Annotated in this window: 17 protein-coding genes; 15 read left to right on the top strand and 2 right to left on the bottom strand. The window is 43.2% G+C overall.

The features are described from left to right. The first annotated feature begins 178 nt into the window (after nucleotides 1-178). From CEQ75_RS18015 to CEQ75_RS17965, 11 genes are all read left to right on the top strand, one after another. Complete coding sequence (locus CEQ75_RS18015) at nucleotides 179-3253, top strand: S-layer homology domain-containing protein (RefSeq protein ID WP_198306590.1); 3075 nt, start codon at nucleotides 179-181, stop codon at nucleotides 3251-3253. A gap of 21 nt (nucleotides 3254-3274) precedes the next feature. Then, entirely contained in the window at nucleotides 3275-4552 is a 1278-nt protein-coding gene (locus tag CEQ75_RS18010) for a DUF4430 domain-containing protein (protein WP_089612401.1), read from the top strand. A gap of 54 nt (nucleotides 4553-4606) precedes the next feature. Next, on the top strand, nucleotides 4607-5521 hold the full coding sequence (locus tag CEQ75_RS18005) for an energy-coupling factor transporter transmembrane component T family protein (RefSeq protein WP_089612400.1): 915 nt from the start codon (nucleotides 4607-4609) through the stop codon (nucleotides 5519-5521). Further along, nucleotides 5494-7191 (top strand): ABC transporter ATP-binding protein, encoded by a 1698-nt coding sequence (locus tag CEQ75_RS18000; protein WP_089612399.1) that lies wholly within the window; start codon nucleotides 5494-5496, stop codon nucleotides 7189-7191. Before CEQ75_RS18005 ends, CEQ75_RS18000 begins: the two co-directional genes overlap by 28 nt. Nucleotides 7192-7217: 26 nt before the next feature. Then, a complete protein-coding gene (locus CEQ75_RS17995; RefSeq protein WP_089612398.1) occupies nucleotides 7218-8753 on the top strand; it encodes an S-layer homology domain-containing protein in 1536 nt (511 codons plus the stop codon). Nucleotides 8754-8806: 53 nt separating this feature from the next. Then, nucleotides 8807-9505, top strand: a complete 699-nt coding sequence (locus tag CEQ75_RS17990) for an ECF transporter S component (protein ID WP_089612397.1) — start codon at nucleotides 8807-8809, stop codon at nucleotides 9503-9505. Between the two features lie 278 nt (nucleotides 9506-9783). Next, nucleotides 9784-10593, top strand: coding sequence for a class I SAM-dependent methyltransferase (locus CEQ75_RS17985; RefSeq protein WP_089612396.1), 810 nt, complete (start codon nucleotides 9784-9786; stop codon nucleotides 10591-10593). Between the two features lie 171 nt (nucleotides 10594-10764). Continuing rightward, nucleotides 10765-11127: a VOC family protein gene (locus tag CEQ75_RS17980; RefSeq protein ID WP_089612395.1), complete on the top strand. Its 363-nt coding sequence runs from the start codon at nucleotides 10765-10767 to the stop codon at nucleotides 11125-11127. Between the two features lie 268 nt (nucleotides 11128-11395). After that, the gene (locus tag CEQ75_RS17975) at nucleotides 11396-11881 is read left to right on the top strand and encodes an acyl-CoA thioesterase (protein WP_089612394.1); all 486 of its coding nucleotides are present in this window, start codon (nucleotides 11396-11398) and stop codon (nucleotides 11879-11881) included. Nucleotides 11882-11943: 62 nt separating this feature from the next. Next, nucleotides 11944-12747 (top strand): hypothetical protein, encoded by an 804-nt coding sequence (locus CEQ75_RS17970; RefSeq protein ID WP_157677530.1) that lies wholly within the window; start codon nucleotides 11944-11946, stop codon nucleotides 12745-12747. A gap of 68 nt (nucleotides 12748-12815) precedes the next feature. Next, complete coding sequence (locus CEQ75_RS17965) at nucleotides 12816-14276, top strand: trimethylamine methyltransferase family protein (RefSeq protein ID WP_089612392.1); 1461 nt, start codon at nucleotides 12816-12818, stop codon at nucleotides 14274-14276. Between the two features lie 67 nt (nucleotides 14277-14343). On the opposite strand, the gene CEQ75_RS17960 is transcribed toward CEQ75_RS17965, so the two are convergent. Both CEQ75_RS17960 and CEQ75_RS17955 read right to left on the bottom strand, forming a co-directional pair. Continuing rightward, nucleotides 14344-15141: a methyltetrahydrofolate cobalamin methyltransferase gene (locus CEQ75_RS17960; RefSeq protein ID WP_089612391.1), complete on the bottom strand. Its 798-nt coding sequence runs from the start codon at nucleotides 15139-15141 to the stop codon at nucleotides 14344-14346. A gap of 28 nt (nucleotides 15142-15169) precedes the next feature. Further along, nucleotides 15170-15796 carry a cobalamin B12-binding domain-containing protein gene (locus tag CEQ75_RS17955; protein ID WP_089612390.1) on the bottom strand — a complete coding sequence of 209 codons (627 nt, stop codon included), beginning with the start codon at nucleotides 15794-15796 and terminating at the stop codon, nucleotides 15170-15172. A gap of 702 nt (nucleotides 15797-16498) precedes the next feature. Here CEQ75_RS17955 and CEQ75_RS17945 point away from each other — a divergent pair. The 4 genes from CEQ75_RS17945 to nifS all read left to right on the top strand — a co-directional run bounded on the left by CEQ75_RS17945 (nucleotide 16499) and on the right by nifS (nucleotide 20430). Beyond that, on the top strand, nucleotides 16499-17458 hold the full coding sequence (locus CEQ75_RS17945; RefSeq protein WP_089612699.1) for a choline kinase family protein: 960 nt from the start codon (nucleotides 16499-16501) through the stop codon (nucleotides 17456-17458). 336 nt (nucleotides 17459-17794) lie between these two features. Further along, a complete protein-coding gene (locus CEQ75_RS17940) occupies nucleotides 17795-18229 on the top strand; it encodes an RrF2 family transcriptional regulator (RefSeq protein ID WP_089612698.1) in 435 nt (144 codons plus the stop codon). A 41-nt stretch (nucleotides 18230-18270) separates the two neighbouring features. Then, nucleotides 18271-19209 (top strand): homoserine O-acetyltransferase MetA, encoded by a 939-nt coding sequence (gene metA, locus CEQ75_RS17935; RefSeq protein ID WP_089612388.1) that lies wholly within the window; start codon nucleotides 18271-18273, stop codon nucleotides 19207-19209. A 51-nt stretch (nucleotides 19210-19260) separates the two neighbouring features. Continuing rightward, entirely contained in the window at nucleotides 19261-20430 is a 1170-nt protein-coding gene (gene nifS, locus CEQ75_RS17930; protein WP_089612387.1) for a cysteine desulfurase NifS, read from the top strand. Nucleotides 20431-20444: the final 14 nt, after the last annotated feature.

Genomic DNA, 20444 nt, shown 5'->3' with positions numbered 1-20444 from the left:
TTATAGAAAATGAGCTAGTGACGCTGACCGAACAACGGAGGCATCATCTTTTTGGATGATGTCTTTTTTTGTTTATCAAAAAGGATCAACCTTGCTGAAGCTAAGAGAAATTTTAGATTGACCTTGTCTGAACGTGTATTTTCAGTTTAAAGAAAAAATGAAAAAGAGGGGGATAAACATGAAAATTAAGAAAAGTATGCTTTGCTGTCTTCTAATAACTCTTTTACTTGTTTTTTCCGGTATCGTTAGCGCTAGTGAAAGTGTTAATTTTTATAAGGAAGCCCAGCAAAAGACAGTCATCTTTTACGCGGACAACAAGAATAACTTAACCCATTGGCAGGAAATAGTGGGATTGACGGAGGCTGGGGAGAATTTACAGGATGATCCATGGCAGCTGCCGGAATGGAATTTAGATACTTTAAATGAAGAGGCCGGTGTTTTGGATTATTTGTCTTTGATCCTTAGCATAGACGCGTCAGGAGAGGATCCGGCGAATATCGAAGGCAGAAACCTGGTTGCGGAATTAGCCGCATTGCAGGAAGACAACGGAGGTTTTGGCGCCGAAACGATGCTGACTTATTGGGCGATGATTGCCTTGGATCGGACTAACGGGAACTATAACACGGAAGCTGCTGTTGCTTATCTGTTAGGTCAGCAAAACGAGAGCGGCGGTTTTTCCTGGACTAATAAAGATCAGACTCCTGATACGGATTCTACTGGATTTGCTTTGGTGGCACTAGCCAACCATCAAGATGCAGATGGAGTGGAAGCAGCTTATGCAGAAGCTATGGATTATTTGCACTGTGTTCAGAAGGAGACGGGTGGATTCGGTACGGATGCAAATGCTTTAACAGAAAACTGTGAGTCTACCGCCAGTGTAATATTGGGTTTATTGGCTATTGAAAAGGATGTTACTGCAGTTGGATGGCAGAAGAATAATGATAACATGATTGATGCTTTGCTCCGTTTTCAATTGTCCGACGGTTCATTTAGTCATGTGGCCAATGCTTCTTCAGACTTGATAGCGACCAGATTTGCATTGATGGCCTTGGCCCAGGTTGTGGAAAGTGGTAATGGAGGTTCCGGAGGCTCCGGTGAACCGGGTGGTGATCCATCTGAGGAAAAAACTGTTCGGGTACGGGTGGAGGGACATGAAACCAACCTGGCGGATGAGAAAGTAACAGTGACCGGCACCGCTCTGGATGCCTTAAAAAAAGCGGTGGGAGAAGAAGAGGTTGAGGATTTTGACGGTTGGATCAGCCGGATCAAAGGAGAAGCCGGTCAGACGGGGATTGTCGAAGGGATAAATACAAATTGGTTGTATTACGTAATCCGGGATGGGGAGATTGAACCCGGTGCCTTTGATCTGGGATCAGGCGGTTATAAGGTGAAGGATGGAGATGAAATCGTCTTCTATATCGGAGCCGCCGATAATACCACTTGGGTGGGAAAAACCTATTTACCCCAGGTAAGTGTCAGTCCGGCAAATATTAAGGAAGGAGAGACGGTTACCATCACCATCGGCGCGAAAAAATATAATTGGCCGGACGGGCTGAGTGATTTGACTGAAGAGGAGAAAGGGGTTATTGGTAATTATGCTGTTAAGGTTGGAGAGACAAGCTATACCAGTGAAAATGGTCAGGTAAACATCGCCTATGTGACAAAGGGAACGATAAATTTTACGGTATCAAACAGCAGTGATCAAGGGTATCCCGATGTAGTTACCTATAATGGAAGTTTTATCGTGCAAGATAAGGGAAATTCCGGGGGAGGCGGTGGCAGCGGCAGTTCCGATGATATAACGGTAAAAGTATATATTGTGGGAAAAGGCGGTGCGAAGGATGTCCTCTTTGGACCCGACAATGTAACCATATCCAAAAAGGACACCTATGGTTGGACTGCGTTGGGGGCTTTGGATGCCGCTGGTTTGGACTGGGCAGCTTCCAAAGACAGTGAAGATCTGGTGGTGGAAATTGAAGGCCAAAAAAATCAGGGTCAAAACGGTTGGATGTTTAAGGTCAACAATACCGTGCCTGAGGTTGCGGCCGGAGTGACCAAGGTAAAAGCGGGGGACAAAATTCTCTGGTGGTACAGCATGGATGCCATGGATACCCATGGGCCTGATTGGCCCAGTGGTGCTTCAGCAGGGGCAGGAAGTGTTTCTGTTGGGACTGAGGAGAAAATTACAAAATCGATGGTCACAGCATACATAGACAATCTGGTAGGATTAAAGGAAAATAAACTGCTGAATGCTGATAAAAAAATGACGGCTCAAGAGGCGGTTGCTTTAAAAGAAGAATTGGAAAAGCATAATGTGTCTTTATCCTTGGATGCAGGCACAGAGGAGTCATTTTTATCTGATGGTGAAGTAGCTTTACTGATTTCGGCGCAAGCCCTGAGCCAAGGGGGAAAAATTAGGCTGAACGAGGTAGGTTCCGCTGACCGGCCCAAACAGTTTGCTGTAAAATTAGTCTCTTCTATTTATGAATTAGCTTCCGAGAGCGCGAAATTTAATCAGTCAGCAATTATTGCGATCAGGACACCTTTTACGGATGGACTGGAGATGAAACAAATATTCCCTGCTTGGTATAACGAAGAATCTGAAATGTGGGTGCCTGTTCCGGGAATAATTGACATGGAGACTGGTTTAGTTGTTTTCCGGGTTGACCATTTTACTAAAATCGCCGTGCTCCAACTGCCGGAAGGAAAGAGCTTCTCCGATGTGGATGAAAGTATGGCTTGGGCAAAAGATGCCATCGAGATTCTGGCCGGACAAGGTTATATCAGCGGTACCGGCGGCGGTTTTGAACCCAAGCGGTCGATCAACCGAGGGGAGTTTGTTAAGATCATGGTTGCAAGTGCCGGGTTGGAGCCTCAAGTATATGGGAATGGATTGTTTAAAGATGTAAAAGCAGATGATTGGTTTGCCGGTTATGTGCAACAAGCTTATGATATGAATATTATTACCGGTGAGGGCGGTAACTTCCGTCCCAAGGACAATATCACCAGAAATGAGGCCGCAGCTATTTTCTACCGGATGCAGGAAAAGGCGCCGATCGCCGATCAAAACCTGTCCTTAAACTTTAAAGATGCAAAGGGGATCCCGACATGGGCGGTGCCTGGAATTCACTTTGTGCATGAGCAGGGATTGATGACCGGATATGAAGACAATACTTTTAGGGGCGGTAATTTCCTGACCCGGGTAGAAGCGGCAGTAACAGTGTACCGGTACTTAGGAGCCGAAGGAAATTAACACCCGGGAGGTGAAAATGAAGTGAAAAAGAAATACGTTTTTTCTTTGTTGCTTTTGCTCTTTCTGATTCTACTTATGACTTGGGGATGCGGGGGGCAAGAAGCGGAAAATCCACCGTCGAACAATACCACCCAAGCGGTTACGGAAATGGATACCGATACAGGAAAGGAAAGGGGAGAAACCAAAGAAGAAAATAAGGTAGAAGCCGAAGAAACTAAAGAAACAGTGGAAACCGGGTCTGATATCAAGACGGAAAAAGCGTCAAAGGATTCAGAAAAATCGGCAGATAAAAAGCTGCCTGTGCAAGGGGAGACTGCTTCAAATAAGAAAACATCTACTCTGCAAGCAGATCAGGCAAAAGAAAAAAGCACCGGCCCGTTAAAAAAACTTGATCAGCAGAAAACACCGGAAAATTCAGTTAAACCGGTCAAGAAAAATGCCGTTACTTTGCTGGTAACCAAGGATTTTGGCGCTCAGGTAATCACTGCAAAAAAAGTGGAAATAGAAAAAGACGGGACCGTTTTAGATCTTTTGGAAGCTAATATGAAGATAGAAACCGATTATGACGGTGGCTTTATTAAGGGGATTAATGGTTTGAAGACGGATAAAGGAGGACTTTCCGGCAAAAGAACAGACTGGTTTTTTTATGTTAATGGGGTTTGTGCCGATATGGGAGCGGACGCATATCATCTTCAGGGGGGAGAAGTCGTTTGGTGGGATTATCATCTTTGGCATGGTATGGGTTCTGCCAATCCAGCGGTGATCGGCAGTTATCCCCAACCTTTTATACACGGCTACGGGGGACAGGCAGGCGCCACTACGGTGATGTATACACCGGATAAAAAGGCGCTGGGCGAAAAGATGAAAAAAGCTTTGACAACGCAAGGAGTAAAAACAGTAAGCATTAAAGAGATTGACGAGAATGTGCTAAAAAAAAGAAAAGGGCCGGTATTGGTTCTTGGAGAGTGGCAGGAATTGAATCAGATAAAGTGGCTCCAGGATTTCAATAACGCCTATCGGAAAACCGGGAGTTCGGTTCATTTTACGGACCAGGGGCTGGATCTGCTTCTATATAACGGGGAAGCGGGTCGGAGGGTCTCCGGCAGTACCGGCGTGCTTCTGGCTACCGGTTCCGGCTTGGGGGATAAAGCGCCTCTTTGGATCATGTCCGGTACAGACGAAAAAGGTTTGGAAGAAGCGGTAAATCTGCTGGCGAGTGAGCCGAATAAAATCAGCGGGATGTATAGCGCAGCCATTAAGGCCGGGAAAGTTGTCCGGTTGCCCCTGTTATCGGACTGATTTTAGCAAAGATTTCAAAATATTGCTTTAATAAAAAAAGAAAGCGGGAGAATTATGCTGGCGTACAAAGAAAAAAACAACTTAATTCACCAGCTCCATCCATTGACAGCTGTATCTTTTATCGGGGTGGTCTTTCTGTTGGCCTTGCTCTTTTCTCATCCGGTATATCTTTTGGCGCTTTTTGGTGGGGTAAGCCTGGTGATCATTGCCGCCGGCATTGTTCCACAGTGGAAGGGATACTTAAAATTTACCGTGATTATGGTGCTATTTATGATGGTGATCAATGCCATTTTTTCTAATGCTGGCACTACGATATTGCTCACCGGACCCAGGATTCCCTTATTGGGAGAAGTTGAAATCACTATGGAGGCCTTAGCCTACAGTGTCGGGATGGGGATACGTCTCTTGGTGATTATCAGCGTATTTTGCCTTTATTCCTATGGGGTGCATCCTGATAAGGTGCTGAAGCTTCTTAGCAGACGAGGCAACAAATCTGTCTTAGCCATCACCCTATCCACCCGGCTTTTTCCTTTGATTACCCAGGATTATCAACGCATCACGGAAATTCAGCGTTGCCGCGGGGTAAAATTTGATAAGGGAGGCTGGTGGGAAAGAATCAAAAAATCCATTCCCGTGATGAGCGTCCTGCTTCTGTCCAGTTTGGAACGTGCCCTGCAACTGGCGGAATCCATGCATGCCCGGGGCTATGGCAGCGGTCCCCGGACCGCTATTCGCCATGATCTGTGGCGTCCCAGAGATCGGATAATTATTGTGGCACTATGTATCGGCCTTGGTATTGGCCTTTGGGCAGTTTTTAGCGGAACATCTGCTTATGCATATTATCCCAGAATGGAAAGAATTCAAGTAGATTCAGTCAAAAACGCAGGAGTGTTAATCGTACTTTTGAGTACGCCGGCGTTGTTGAGTTGGGGGTGGGGAAAGTGGCCTTTATTCAGATCAAAAATTTGACCTATACTTATCCGGATCGTGAAGAAGCAGCTTTAGACCGGATTAACCTGGAGATTCCGGAAGGGCAGTTTGTGCTGATTGTCGGAGGATCCGGCTGTGGAAAATCCTCTCTGATCAGAGCCATATGTGGACTGATCCCGGAATTCTATGGGGGTACGATATCAGGTCAAGTGCTGCTGGATAGAGAGGATGTATCTCAAATGAACCGCAGAAAGCGCACCGGAAAAGTGGGCATGGTTTTTCAGGATCCTGAAGGGCAGTTGGTGATGACATCGGTGGAACAGGAATTAGTCTTTGGAATGGAAAATCTGGGGATGCCCGACAGTTTGATGAAGCGTCGTTTAATGGAAGTATCCGGCGCATTGGATTTGGGCGGGATTATGGGTGGTTTTGCCCCGGAATTATCCGGGGGTCAGAAGCAAAAAGTTGCGCTGGCCGCAGTTTTGGCGATGCAGCCGGAAATCCTGCTCTTGGATGAACCTACTTCCCAGTTGGATCCTGTTGCCGGTGAGGAAATATTGACTGTTATCCGCCGTTTAAATGAAGATAACGGGATTACCGTTGTGTTGATTGAACAAAGGCTGGAACGCTGTTTTCATCTGGCGGATCGGGTGTTGGTGATGGAGCAGGGCAAAATCCTTTCCGATCACCATGCTCCTGATACCCTGGCCCGGTGGGCTGCTGAGCATCAGATGCCCTTTATTCCTCCCTTGGTCAAATTGTTTGCCGGAGCCGGCTTCCCGGAAATTCCCGTGACGGTGAAAGACGGGAGAAAAATTCTCAGAACCTATTGGCCTGCGGAGGGTATTAAGATGCCGAAAGGTTCTTCGAGTCAGGAAATAACCGGAGAAGCTCCCCGCGATACGGAAAAGATGATGGTGCGGATGGAAAAACTGTGGTTTTCTTATCCGGGCGGGAAGGAGATTTTAAAAGATATTAATCTGGAGATACCCCAAGGGTCATTCACTGTGCTCATGGGGGAAAACGGGTCGGGAAAAACCACCTTGTCTAAATTGATTAACGGTCTTTTAAAACCGGATCGGGGGTGGATAGAAATTTTAGGCCGCAATACGGCAAAAATGTCCGTGGAAGAAATTGCTCCTTTGGTAGGTTATCTGTCCCAGAACCCTAATGACTATTTGTTTTTGCCTACTGTCCGGGAGGAAATTACTTTTGCATTGAAAAATTTTCATTTGGAGGACGGAGGGATTTCCGGAGAGATCACGGAAAAATTAGGGTTAACGGCACATCTGGACAGAAACCCCCGGGACTTAAGCTCCGGAGAAAGGCAACGGGTCGCCCTTGCTTCTGTGCTGGTATGTCGCCCTAAACTGTTGTTGCTGGATGAACCGACACGGGGACTGGATTACTCCCTAAAAGAAAAATTGGGCAAGATGCTTTTGGATCTGCAAAAAGAGGGGATAAGCATCTTGATGATTACCCATGATGTGGAATTTGCGGCTGAATATGCTGAGGATATTTTGCTCATGGCCGGCGGCAGGATCGTAGGACAGGGGGATAAATATGAAATGCTGGCGGATTCCACCTTCTATGCTTCCCAGGTGAGCAAGCTTTTCAGAAATATCGCAGACAGGGTGGTAACTTTATCCCAGGCACAGAGGATTTTGGAAGCTCTTCATCTGACTGATCAGCGGGCGGCAGCTCTTTAACTTTAATTTTATGGGAGGGATAATTTATGAAAAAATTGATAACTGCTTTAATTGGTGTGCTTTTTTTATGGGGAATGCTGAACCCGGGCGCGGCTTTTGCGGGAGAGCCTTTCGGTGGTAAGCAGGGAGAACAGGGCATTGAAAAGGCGCTGATATATTTTCAGGGGGTGCAGAATGCAGACGGAGGATTTACTGCGCAAAAAGGTGGAACCAGCAGTAAGAAATTGACCGGCTGGGTAATCATTGCTTTGGAAGCAGCAGGAGAAGATGCAGCTGATGGATCCTGGGCTCCTTCCGGAAAGAGTCCCCTTGATTTTCTGAAGAACAGCCCTCAACCCCTGGAAGAAACCAGTGACTACGCGCTTCAGTTGCTGGCGTATGCCGCTGCGGGCCAGGGTGCTTCTACGGAGGCTCAGGAGCTGACATCAAAAATTCTTTCTTTTCAACAGGAGGACGGACAGTTCTGGCAGCCTGATAAAGGGGAACAAGGGATGATCAATGCCCATATGTGGTCGGTCCTATCATTGTCTGCTGTGGGGAAGGAGATTCCTCAAAAGGATAAGGTAAAAAGCTGGCTGCTCCGTCAACAGAATCAGGATGGGGGTTTTGGCTGGCTGGAAGGCATGGATAGTGATGTGGATGATACCGCAATTGCAATACAGACATTGATTATGTTAGGAGAGACCCCTGATTCCCCATCCGTTCGGAAAGCCTTGGCCTTTATCAAAGGGCTGCAACAGGAAAACGGCGGCTTTAGCGCCGGGGATTGGATGGGAGGGGATGCGAATGCATCATCTAATGCCTGGGCGATTCAAGGGATCCTGGCGGCTGGGGAAAATCCTCAGGGGGCTGATTGGACTGTGGGGCAGCATAACCCTGTTACCCATCTACTCAGTCTGGCGAATCAGGATGGTTCCTTTAACTGGAAGGAAGGAGTCAGTTCCTCCCCTGTCAATACCACGGTATTTGCTGTGCTGGCTTTGGCCGGGAAACCACATCCCGTCAATATGACTTATGGGTTTCAAAACAGCACCGCGGGTACCTCGGGCTTATTTTCCGACTTATCATCTGACTATTGGGCTTATGAAAGCATTGAGGCCTTAGTGAAAGAAGGAGTTTTGAGCGGATATCCGGACGGTACTTTTGGTCCGGAAAGACCGGTAACTCGGGCTGAATTCACCAAGTTTTTGATTTCAGGGCTGGATTTGCCGAAAGGGAATAATGATTCTGCCGCCCGGTTTAGTGATATTCCTGAGAATCATTGGGCGCGGTCTTTTATATCTGCGGCAGTAGATCAGGGATATATTAACGGCCGACCGGACGGTACTTTTGACGGAAACGGAAAAATCATCGGAGCGGAATTGTCGGCAATGTTGGTCCGGGCCCTGCCGCAAGATAAGAAAGATCAATTGACGGAAGGACCTAAGTGGTATTCCAGTTATGTTGAGACAGCGCGAAAAGAAGGGCTGCTCTACCCCCAATTTGAGGAAAATGTCGTGGCTACCAGAGCCCAGTGTTCCTTTAGCATTAATCAATTGATAAAACTTTTGTCTAAAAATTAGCACTGCAATTAATTATAAAGGGAATTATAGTGAATTAAATGGAGATCAAAGAGATGAAAAAGAACCTTCTGCCCCTGGTGAGCATCATTTTAATGGCTCTGCTGCTCCTTTTAAGTACAGTGCCGGAAACTCCTTTTTACGGTATTAATTGGGCTCTTTTTTCCCTGATCATCGTGGGGATGGCATTGCTTACTTTTTTCCTGCGCTTTGAGCAGCAGGGGGTCTCTTCCAAGGTAGTGGCGCTGACGGCAGCAATGGCTTCCCTGGCCGCCATTGCCCGGGTGCCCTTTGCCGTGATTATGAGTCTACAGCCCACCACCTTTCTGGTTATGATTAGCGGTTATGTTTTTGGGCCGCAAACCGGCTTTATGGTGGGCGCCTTAGGAGCCCTGACATCCAATTTCTTCTTAGGCCAGGGACCGTGGACTCCCTGGCAGATGTTTAGTTGGGGAATGTGCGGGGTAAGCGGGGCACTGTTAGGCATGAAAAGCAAAGGCTATAAACCGGTATCTTTTGCCCTTTTAGGGTTTGTGAACGGCTATTTGTTTGGCTGGGTGATGAACCTTTGGCATTGGCTGGGCTTTATTTATCCCTTGACCTGGGAAACTTTCTTAGCCACCTACGCCATCAGCTTTCCTTTTGATACCATTCACGCCGTAGGAAATGTCGCTTTTTCCCTTGTCTTTGGTAAATCATTCTATCATATTTTAAGCAGGTTTAAAAAGAAGATGGTGATTTCTTTCAACCGATAAATTATAAAATATCCGACACCGGACAAGGAATACATCTTTACAGGGAAGCTTTGGTAATTTATCATTATTAATGATAAATGAATTTAACATTAAAGCGGTAATATCATATCAAAAAAATTTCTAAAGCAATTCTCTTTTCAATGGAGCGGCCTAAGTCAGAAAGGTGGATATATTGCCGGGATGGTATCTTTCGTCGCGAACCAGGGGGTGACTGATATGTGCTTGGATCTTTGGAAAGTGTGGTAGCTTTTAATGCTCTTTTTTGAAAGGATGATGAAATGAGTATGGAAGATATAATTTCTAAGTGGCAGTTAAAGGTAAAAAATAAACAGGCAAGCATTGATATGTGGAATTCGAGGGCCCCGGGCTTTGAAAAAAACAAGTCCTCATCCTTAGAAGAGAGCAGCTTTTTGCAGCTACTTGAAACCTACAAAATGCTCAACCCGGATGCATCCGTACTTGATGTGGGATGCGGTACGGGAAGCTACACAACCGCCATCGCCAGAAAATGCAAAGATGCTATTGGGCTGGACTTTTCTCCTGAGATGATTGAGATTGCCAAGAGAAAGGCTGCAGATGAGCGTATTAATAATGTTGAATTTCGCAGTGCAGACTGGCACGAAATTGATTTATCTGAGGCCGGTCTGGAAAAAAGGTTCGATCTTGTCATAGCGCGAATGACGCCGGCTGTACAGAGTGCGGTCACTTTTCAAAAACTTTCCTTGGCCAGCAAAGGCTGGTGTGTGCTGTCAAAAGCAACTCGCCGTGTCGATCCTGTTTCTGATGCGGTAAAAAAGCTGGTGGGGATCGAGGAAAGACGGGAAAGCGATCTGGATATTGTCTATGCCTTTGAGCTGCTTTGGTACCAAGGCTTGCAGCCACGTTTTGAATACGAGGAGCAGCACTGGCATCTGGAAAATACACCGGAAGAAGCATATGACTTATATATTAACCGTGTAAAAACCTATCGTGACATAACATCAGACGAGGAACAGGAAATAAAAGACTATTTGCAGTCCATTAAAATGAACGGACTGATCTGTGAAGATATTGACACCACAATAACCACATTGTACTGGCATGTTTAAATCATTTTGTTACCTAAAAAAATCGTCGCCGCTTGTGGCGAAGCAGGAAGACCTGCGCTGATATTGAAAATATTTTTATTATAAGTATAATATAATATATGATGAAAGATGTAGTTTTAATCTTTTCCTGAAAAGAGTAAGAAAATAGAAAAATAAGGCAGGCGAGAAAATATGAAATTTTGTTGGTGCACCATAAAGGTTAATAATTTGGAAGAATCTTTAAAATTCTATCAGGATATAGTAGGCCTTAACTTGGATCACAGGTTTAAATCCGGTCCGGTGGAAATTGCCTTTATGGGAAACGATGAAACTAAACTTGAATTGTTACATGACGAAACGGCAAATCAGGTAGATATGGGCCAGGATATTTCCCTGGGGTTTGAGGTTGAATCGGTAGATAAAATGATGGCATTTCTTAAAGAAAAAGGGATAGCAATACATAGCGGCCCAATCCAGCCAAATCCCCATGTAAGGTTTTTCTTTGTTTTGGATCCCAATGGGCTAAAAGTGCAGTTTGTAGAAAATATAGAATAAGAAAACAAAAGCAGCTTATTTGTGCTTCATTTACAAAGGGCAAGTATCCGAGAGGTAAATATTGCAAATTAAATAACAAATATCAAAGTATGTTGTTATAACAACATACTTTTTTATCTTCCCATGCATTTTATTTAAAATTGAAAAAAATTCAGAGATATTGTGGTACAATAAAAGGTAAATATTTTTGTTAAAATTGGAGAATGCTGACTAGAATCATATGATAAGGAGAACGGAACGAACCTTAAAATTATGCTGGGAGGAACCAATGGATAATTTTAAAAACAGGACCCAAATAACCATGTCCATCGTCACAGAGCGAAGTCAGGCAAATTATGCCGGCAATATCCATGGAGGAGAAATTATGAAACTGATGGATTCCGCTGCCGGTGCTGTGGCTTATAAATATGCCCGAACCAATGTCGTTACAGCCAGAGTGGATGAATTACAGTTTCATTTACCCATCTATATAGGTGCATTAGTGACATGTACGGCGACCGTGGCCTATGTTGGCAGCTCATCTATGGAGGTGATTGTTACTGTGGATACGGAAGATTTAAGGTCGGACAATCCTCCCCAAAGAGCATTGTCAGCTTATTTTACGATGGTATCGTTGGATGAAAATGGTATCCCAAGTAAACTTCCTGACCTTAAGATTAATACTGAAGAGGAAAGAACTCTTTATGAAGAAGGGAAAAAACGTCATGAGGAACATCGCAAGGCCAGAATAAAGTTAAAGAATTTCAAGGTATGATTGATGGTTTTATGGTAAAATTATTAGGACAAGTAAATGTAATAGAAAAGGAGAAAAAATACATGGAGCAGAAAGAACAGAATGTGAAGCTGTTTATTACGGATGAGCTCGAACTATTTTTAGATGCTGAGTCTATGATGAACGATGACGTAGAAAACTTATGCAAGTTATTTGGTATTGAAAGAAAGAATCGAGATGGAATGAAGATCCTACTGGAGTCACCGGGATTTAATGATATACAGGACGCTGAAATTTGGGTGCGGGACCAGCCTTTTTGGAAGCCTAAGGTGCGTTTTGCGAACATGCCGACCCTCTTTGGTGATGCTTTTAGGAAAATCAAAGTTAAAGAGTTACGGGAGATCAGAGACAGCTTATTAAATGATGAAGATGCTGTCGGTGGATTACAGTATGCCAAGACCATCATTACAGACCATCGGGATAAAGCAGATGCCCAGGATTATTATACCTGTGGATGTTGTTGTGCCTTTTTTGATGATGATCTGGCGGCGCAAAATTGTTTTGCAGAGGCATTGAGGTTAAAACCGGATTTTTATGAGTGCATGATCGATCAGGGAATGAATTTTCTGAAATTAGGTCGGGAGTCTGAGGCTTTTAAATTATTGAAACAAGCTTTTCAGCATCTGGATCCCACCGGGCCAGTTTGGTTTCAAGTGGGGCGATATCATTTAGAGAAAGGAAATCTGGCAAAAGGGATCAGTGCTTATCGTCAGGCTGTGGCATTGCAGCCGGAATTAGGGGATGAGGAAATTATTCTGGCCAAAGAAGATGGCCCGATAAAAATATCTCACATCATAGCCCAAAATGCTTCTATTGGGGAACTTTCTCAGGAGGAAGTCCTTTCATAAAGAGATAAATCTTTTGAGGATTAAGGTTTAAAAATTAAAATGACGAGAAACTATTTTAGGAGGCACAAATGTTCAGGCATCGAGCGAATTATTCAGAACAAGGACCGGTATTAAAATGGGTCACAGAAGATCAAGTGGAAGAATTGCATCTGGCTTCTTTGGAGGTTTTAGAACGAACGGGGATGCAGATAGATCATCCGGAAGCATTAAAACTCTTGAAGGATGCCGGCTGCATCGTGGAAAAAAACCGGGTGCGTATTCCCGGTTGGTTGGTTGAAGAAGCAATCCGACTGGCTCCCAGAAAAATTACAATTTCCAATCGGTTGGGAGAAAGAGTCATGCACCTGGAAAAGAATCGGGTTTATTTTGGATCAGGATCAGATTTGCCCTTTACCATTGATTTTGAAACCGGAATCAGACGCCGATCTGTCAAAAAAGATGTAGAGCAAGCATGTCAGGTCATGGATTACTTGCCAAATTTCGATTTTGTCATGAGTTACGCCATCGCTTCTGATTCACCAAGTCAGGCCAGTGACCTTCATCAGTTTGAAGCCATGACGCGCAATACGGTAAAGCCCATTGTCTTTACCACCCACAATGAAAAAAACACCCGGGCGCTCATTGAAATGGCAGCTGCTGTGGTGGGCGGTTATGAGGAATTACGCAAGAATCCCTTTTTAGTCCTTTATTCAGAACCTATATCTCCTCTCGTACATACCAAAGACGGCATTGGTAAAATGTTTGCTTGCATAGAGCATGGCATCCCTGTTACCTATGTTTCGGGGGTTGTAGCAGGAGGAACGACTCCTGTGACCAAAGCCGGTTGTATTGTGCAGATGAATGCAGAGACTTTGGCAGGACTGGTGATGGCTCAGCTTAAACAAAAGGGAGCTGCGATTATTGTTGGCGGCAACGGGACACCTTTGGATATGAAACATCAAACCACTCTTTATGGTTCCCCGGAACATGCCATGAATTACGCGATATTAACCCAGCTTTCTCAATACTATCAGATTCCTATTTTCACAGAAGCCGGATGTGTCAATGCACCCATACCCGATATTCAGGCCGGCTTTGAAGCAGGGATGAATCTTTTAATGGCGCGATTAAGCGGTGCCAACCTGGTCCATGACGTAGGATATTTAGAGGGAGGTAAGACAGCCTCATTACCTTTTCTCACCATGTGCAATGACTTTATAGATATGGTGCACTATATGGGGAAAGGGACTACGATTAATGAGGATACCTGTGGCGTTGATACCATTGATGAAGTGGGACCTGGAAACAATTTCCTGGCCAGCCCCCATACCTATACACATTTCCGAGATGAGATTTGGAATCCTCGTCTATTTACCCGGATGTTTTGGGAAATATGGGAAGAGAAGGGTTCGAAGAACATGCTGGAGCGGGCACGGGAATTGACGTCAAATATTCTGAAAACACATCAAACCCAGCCTCTTTCCCAGGAGGCAACGGAAGAAATGGCAAGAATCATTGCCCGTGTGGAAAAGGAAGATTTATTTCTCTAAGAAATAAAAAAAGATTAAAAGAAACAATTTGTTTCTTTTAATCTTTTTTAGTATTAAAGCAAGAATTTTATTCGTATAAACCGTTTCTATGAGCGGTTAAGTAATTCATGCAGAATTGATCCTGACCCAAAAGTGCTTGGGAGGCATAAACAAAGCCCATCATGGTTTTGTCCAAAGGATCAAGGATGTAGCCATCCATGCCTTTAACCATGGTTTGAATCATGAAGACGTGATTCAAAATCTTTCGGTTAGGCAAGCCATAGGAGATGTTGCTCAATCCGCAGATGCCGTGTACCTTGGGATATTTTTGTTTTACAGCGTAGATGGTATCTAATACTTCAACCCCGGCCATGTCACCTGTGCTTACAGGTTTTACCAAAGGATCAATATAAATATCACCCTCTGGAACTCCCGCTGCCACCATGTCGCCGATTAATTTATCGGCTATTTTTAATCGATCGGCTGCGGTTTCCGGCATCCCGGAATCATCCATGCAAAGACCAACGATTTTTGCTTTGTATTTCAAAACCATGGGTAAAATTATTTCAAAACGTTCTTTTTCTCCGGTGATGGAATTGATCATCGGCTGGCCATTTTTCACTAAAGCTAAACCCGCTTCCAAGGCTTTGGGATTGGGGCTATCCAGGCAAAGAGGAGCAGAAACTGCGGATTGTACCGTTTCTACAAGCCAAGCCATGGTTTCTTCTTCGTTAAAGACCATGGTGCCACAGTTAACATCTACATAGTCAGCACCGGCTTCAACCTGTTTTTTTGCCAGGTCTTTGATAAACTCAGCATCTCTGCTTTCCACAGCCGGTTTAATTGCTTTACGGCTGGTATTAATCAATTCACCTACGATTAACATCTATTCAATCACTCCTTCTTTGAAAGTATTAAGCCATCAATTTGCCGCAAAGATCTGTTGCCGATGCGGCATCAGGAGCGAATCCGTCTGCACCGATTTCATCAGCAAAGTCTTGGGAAATAGGTGCGCCGCCAATGATGCATTTTACTTTGAGGCCTTCTTCTTTCACCAATTCAATAGTATCCTTCATATGTAGCATGGTGGTGGTGAGAAGAGCGGACATAGCAATAATATCAGTGTTATATTCTTTGGCACCTTCCACGAATTTTTCCGGGGAAATGTCAGTACCCAAATTGATTACTTTGAATCCGCCGCTTTCCAGCATCATAGCGACCAAGTTTTTCCCGATATCATGCAGGTCACCTTTGACGGTTCCGATAATAACGGTACCTTTATTAGGCATATCCGAGTCAGCGATTAAAGGTTTAACAAGTTCAATACCGGAGGACATGGATTTAGCGGACATAAGAACTTCAGGAACAAACATTTCTCCGTTTTTGAAACGAGCTCCGACCACGTTCATACCAGCGATTAAACCTTGGTTGATAATTTCAAGAGGATCAGTACCTGCATCAATTAATGCTTGAGTTTGTTCTTTAACCTGCGCTTCTTTACCTGCGATAACACTCTGGGATAACGATTCAAAATTTGCCATAACTTTTCGTCTCCTTTGTTAATTTATTTTGACACTAAATAAATTAATGTGTCTTCTATATTTGATATTATACCATTTAAAATTGGTTTTACCAATTAGAATCAGAAGTAAATTTATCAAATTATTTGCCAAAAACATAAAATAAGTCTAATATTTTGACTATTTTGTTTACCTGAAATAAGTTGCGATGAACAGAACCGTTAAAATTCGATAAGGGTAAAAGGTTTTCCGCGGTTAAATATCATTATGGCTGCAAAATATCGTTCTGATGCATGGTATTATTTGTAATAGCGGAAGTCTTGGAATATGAGTTAATAATGACTGATAATAAGTCCGGTTGGACTTGGTAGGGTGGAGATTTCCTAATTGGCTTATTTATCCAAACAAGAAAGCCTTATTGCTAAGAGGAAAAGAACAAAAAAATATATTCTGAATTATACCAGGGGTTCGGCATGGAATTTGCAAGTGATATTATTGCAGAGTTATATTGTTAAAAATACTAGCGGGTCAATCGGTTTCTTGGACAATATAATTTCCATATTTTATATATTTAGATCTTCTGGAAAAAATCACATGACAGAGGAGGCTAATATCAAGAAAAAGACTCAGAAGACAGAATATGAATAAATGTTTAAGAAAGAATATGATCAAAATATTAAAGATAACAAAATTAACATCACAATCGAAGGGGAGAGATTAATTGTGAAGAGCCAACTCGTATATGATGCAGCTATCAGTCTTGAACATATTGGGAAAATATTTGAAATACTCAGTAAGGTTCCCGAATTTGTTGAAAAAAAATCTCAGGTGAGTGGGATAGAAATTCTGCCCGGTGGTCTTACGAACTTTAATTTTAAAGTCACTGTTGATGATGTAACCTACGCCGTTCGTGTTGCCGGTCCCGATACCCATGAATACCTTGATCGACCGGCAGAAAAATATAATGCCCAAATCATGTCTGATATCGATATTAATGCGCCAATTATCTACTATGACGAATATTATGGCCACCAGGTTTGTAAATATATAGATGATTGCATCACGTTGCATATTCCTGATTTTAAGAATAGTGAGGATTATTTGTCAAAAGCAGCAAAGGTATTTAGAAAGTATCATACTTGCGGCCAGCCATTTAAAGCTGATTTTGATCCTCTCAAAGAAACTTATGCTTATTTAAAAATTTTAAAAGAGAAGAATGCCGAATTGTACGAAGGCTCTGAACAGATGTTGGAATACGTGGAAAAAATCAAAGAGTCTTTTGCGCGGCATCCCCAGGAACTTGCTCCCTGTCATAATGACCCTTTATGTGAAAATTGGCTTGATGATAAAAAGAACTTCTATTTAATTGACTGGGAATATGGTGGAAATAATCAACCTATGTTCGACCTGGGTGCTTTAGCTATTGAAGCAGAATTAAGCCCGGAACAAGAAAGATTCTTCCTCAAAGAGTATTATGGCAGGGATATTACTGATAAAGAATATGGTCTTTTAATTATTAATCGCTTCCTGTGCGATTATCTTTGGTCATATTGGGCGATTCTGCAAATTGCTACAGGTAAGTCTCATGATGAATATTGGCCATATGGGCAGAATAGATTTAATAGAGCAATGAAATTAGTGGAAAACGGTTCCTTAGACAAAGCTCTGGCGGAGTTTAAATAAGATTATTTGAAAACAGTAAAATAGTAAAATAGTAAAAAAAGCAGTCTCGAAAAAGACTGCTTTTTTAATTATTAGAGGATTTTTGAATAATTCATTGAATTATTCTCTGTACCTATAGAAAAATGTAAATGGGGTAATATATTAGGAAGCGAAGCAAGTTGAAGTGTAAGTTTAAAATGGTCTTAGCCGTAATTTTTTACATTTTTTAAAGAAAATTTAAAATTACTATTGACAACTGCCGGGAAAAAAGATATAAATCTAAATAAATACTATTAATTTACTAGGAATTAAATAGCTGTTATGAGCATTGTTTTGGATCTGAATTGTGAGGTGAAAATGCTTAATATTTCAACGAAGGGAAGATATGGTTTACGTGCTGTATTGGATCTGGCGGTTCATCAAGACGGGGATCCTGTCCCTTTAAGCAATATCGCAACTCGGCAGAATATTTCCGAAGGTTATTTAGAACAACTAATGATCCCCTTGAAAAGAGCGGGTATAGTCAGGAGTGTGCGCGGTGCTCAGGGAGGTTATCTTTTAGTAAAGCCTCCTGGGGATATCTATGTAGGAGAGGTGATTCGAGCCCTGGAAGGTCCTATTGCGCCTACTGCTTGTGTTAATGAGCAGGACCCGGAGTATTGTGATCGGGGGGAATATTGTGCTACCAAGATCCTTTGGGAAAAAGTCAGAGATTCGGTAGCGGAAGTATTGGATTCTTTCACCTTGGAAGACTTGATTAAAGAAATGGATCAAAGTAATCAGAAGAGCTAAGTTCGTGATTCATAGTTATTTTATATTAAGGAGAAATTCATATGCCTGTAATTATTCCTAATGATTTACCGGCCAGAGACACTCTAGCCAGAGAAAATATATTCTTTATGGATGAAAGTCAAGCCTTTCGTCAGGATATTCGTCCTTTGGAAATCGCCATCGTTAATTTGATGCCGACAAAAATTGCAACAGAAACTCAATTAATTCGCTTGTTAGGGAACACGCCTTTGCAGGTAAGAATAAAGCTGTTAACGACGGAAACATACAAGTCGAAGAATACACCCGAGGAGCACCTGCTCAGTTTTTATAGCGGGTTCAGTGATATTAAAGATTTGAAGTTTGACGGCATGATTATTACAGGTGCACCGGTGGAAAAATTAGAGTTTTCGGAGGTGGATTATTGGGAAGAATTAGTTCAAATTATGGATTATTCCAGAACCCATGTTACCTCCACCTTGCATATTTGTTGGGGCGCCCAAGCCGGACTTTATCATCATTATGGAGTGCCTAAGTATTTATTAAGAGAGAAAATTTTCGGTGTTTTTCCCCAACGGGTTCTTGTTAAGGGCAATAATTTGTTAAAAGGATTTGATGATGTCTTTTATGTACCTCATTCCCGTTATACGGAAGTGCGGCGGAAAGATATTGATCAAATTCCGGAATTGGTTGTACTAGCTGATTCGGATCAATCGGGGGTTTGCATTGCAGCCTCCCGTAATGGCCGCCAGATTTTTCTAACCGGTCATGGGGAGTATGATCCGCTGACTTTGAGTACAGAATATAATCGAGATCTAGACCAGGGATTACCGATCTGCATACCCCAAAATTATTATTGCGGAGATGATCCCGCACAAGAACCTATCGTAACTTGGCGTGGACACGCTAACCTCCTTTATTATAATTGGCTCAATTATTCAGTATATCAAGCGACACCGTATAATTTGAATGAGATTACAGGATGGCAGGAAGAGGCTTGGTGAAACCTGTCGTCAATTGATAAAGGTGGGAAAAGACATTAAGGAGGGAAATGCATGAAAAAAGTGTACATGGATCACAGTGCCACCACACCCCTTCATCCGGAAGTTATCGATTTGATGAAATTCGCTATGGAGCATGTTTATGGAAATCCATCGAGCCTGTATTCTCTTGGACAGGAAGCGAAAAAATATGTGGACGAGGCCAGGCAAAAAGTGGCTGATTTAATCGGGGCTGGTTTTGATGAGATTTATTTTACCGGAGGGGGAACGGAGTCAGATAATCTTGCCATCCAGGGAGCTGTCTATGGTAATGAGAAAAAAGGCAACCACATCATTACCTCAGCCGTGGAACATCCGGCTGTTTTAGATTGCTGCCGAAATTTAGAGAAAAAAGGTTATGAACTGACGATTTTACCTGTGGATCAATATGGGATGGTGGATCCGGAGGAAGTAAATAAAGCGATTAAAAAAAATACCGTGTTAATATCAGTAATGCATGGTAATAATGAAAACGGAACGATCCAACCTGTTCAAGAAATCAGCAAAATTGCCAAGAAACAGGGTATTTTCTTTCATACCGATTGTGTGCAAACTGTTGGTAAAATTCCAGTCCATGTGGATGATTTAGGAGCAGATCTCTTAACCATTTCCTCTCATAAAATTTATGGGCCGAAGGGAGTGGGGCTGCTTTATAAAAGAAAGGGTGTCCGGGTGCAGCCTCTTATCTATGGCGGCGGACAAGAAAGAAGGATTCGTTCCGGAACGGAAAATACCCTGGGCATCATAGGTTTTGGTAAAGCAGCCGAAATTGCTGCCCGTGATCTGGAGACAGAAAACCGACGGGTTAAGGTTTTACGGGATAAACTCATTAAAGGGGTTCTGGAGAAAATTCCCCAGTCCTATTTAAACGGACATAAGGAAAAACGACTGCCCCATAATGCTCATTTTAGTTTTGCCTATGTGGAGGGAGAATCCCTGTTATTAAGTCTGGACATGAAAGGTATTGCTGTTTCTACCGGTTCTGCCTGCAGTTCTACTTCCTTACAGGCTTCTCATGTCTTAATTGCTTGCGGACAATCCCAGGAACTGGTACATGGCTCAATCAGATTTACCTTGGGGAGAGATAACACAGAAGAAGATGTTGACTATGTATTAAGTGTACTTCCCGGCGTGGTGGAACGTTTCCGGAGTTTTTCACCTCTGGGCGGTGAGAACGCACTATAAAGTGAAACTTTTAA

The sequence above is a fragment of the Dehalobacterium formicoaceticum genome (assembly GCF_002224645.1).
GTDB classification, from domain to species: domain Bacteria; phylum Bacillota; class Dehalobacteriia; order Dehalobacteriales; family Dehalobacteriaceae; genus Dehalobacterium; species Dehalobacterium formicoaceticum.
This window is presented reverse-complemented; position numbering and strand designations above follow the sequence as displayed.

What these genes read in the sequence shown, in the direction of transcription:
- CEQ75_RS18005 (WP_089612400.1), top strand. Translation starts at nt 4,607, where the DNA reads ATGCTGGCGTACAAAGAAAAAAACAACTTAATTCACCAGCTCCATCCA.
- CEQ75_RS17970 (WP_157677530.1), top strand. Translation starts at nt 11,944, where the DNA reads ATGGAGCAGAAAGAACAGAATGTGAAGCTGTTTATTACGGATGAGCTC.
- CEQ75_RS18015 (WP_198306590.1), top strand. Translation starts at nt 179, where the DNA reads ATGAAAATTAAGAAAAGTATGCTTTGCTGTCTTCTAATAACTCTTTTA.
- CEQ75_RS17940 (WP_089612698.1), top strand. Translation starts at nt 17,795, where the DNA reads ATGCTTAATATTTCAACGAAGGGAAGATATGGTTTACGTGCTGTATTG.
- CEQ75_RS17995 (WP_089612398.1), top strand. Translation starts at nt 7,218, where the DNA reads ATGAAAAAATTGATAACTGCTTTAATTGGTGTGCTTTTTTTATGGGGA.
- CEQ75_RS17975 (WP_089612394.1), top strand. Translation starts at nt 11,396, where the DNA reads ATGGATAATTTTAAAAACAGGACCCAAATAACCATGTCCATCGTCACA.
- nifS (WP_089612387.1), top strand. Translation starts at nt 19,261, where the DNA reads ATGAAAAAAGTGTACATGGATCACAGTGCCACCACACCCCTTCATCCG.
- CEQ75_RS17980 (WP_089612395.1), top strand. Translation starts at nt 10,765, where the DNA reads ATGAAATTTTGTTGGTGCACCATAAAGGTTAATAATTTGGAAGAATCT.
- CEQ75_RS17965 (WP_089612392.1), top strand. Translation starts at nt 12,816, where the DNA reads ATGTTCAGGCATCGAGCGAATTATTCAGAACAAGGACCGGTATTAAAA.
- CEQ75_RS17955 (WP_089612390.1), bottom strand. Translation starts at nt 15,796, where the DNA reads ATGGCAAATTTTGAATCGTTATCCCAGAGTGTTATCGCAGGTAAAGAA.
- metA (WP_089612388.1), top strand. Translation starts at nt 18,271, where the DNA reads ATGCCTGTAATTATTCCTAATGATTTACCGGCCAGAGACACTCTAGCC.
- CEQ75_RS17990 (WP_089612397.1), top strand. Translation starts at nt 8,807, where the DNA reads ATGAAAAAGAACCTTCTGCCCCTGGTGAGCATCATTTTAATGGCTCTG.
- CEQ75_RS17960 (WP_089612391.1), bottom strand. Translation starts at nt 15,141, where the DNA reads ATGTTAATCGTAGGTGAATTGATTAATACCAGCCGTAAAGCAATTAAA.
- CEQ75_RS17985 (WP_089612396.1), top strand. Translation starts at nt 9,784, where the DNA reads ATGAGTATGGAAGATATAATTTCTAAGTGGCAGTTAAAGGTAAAAAAT.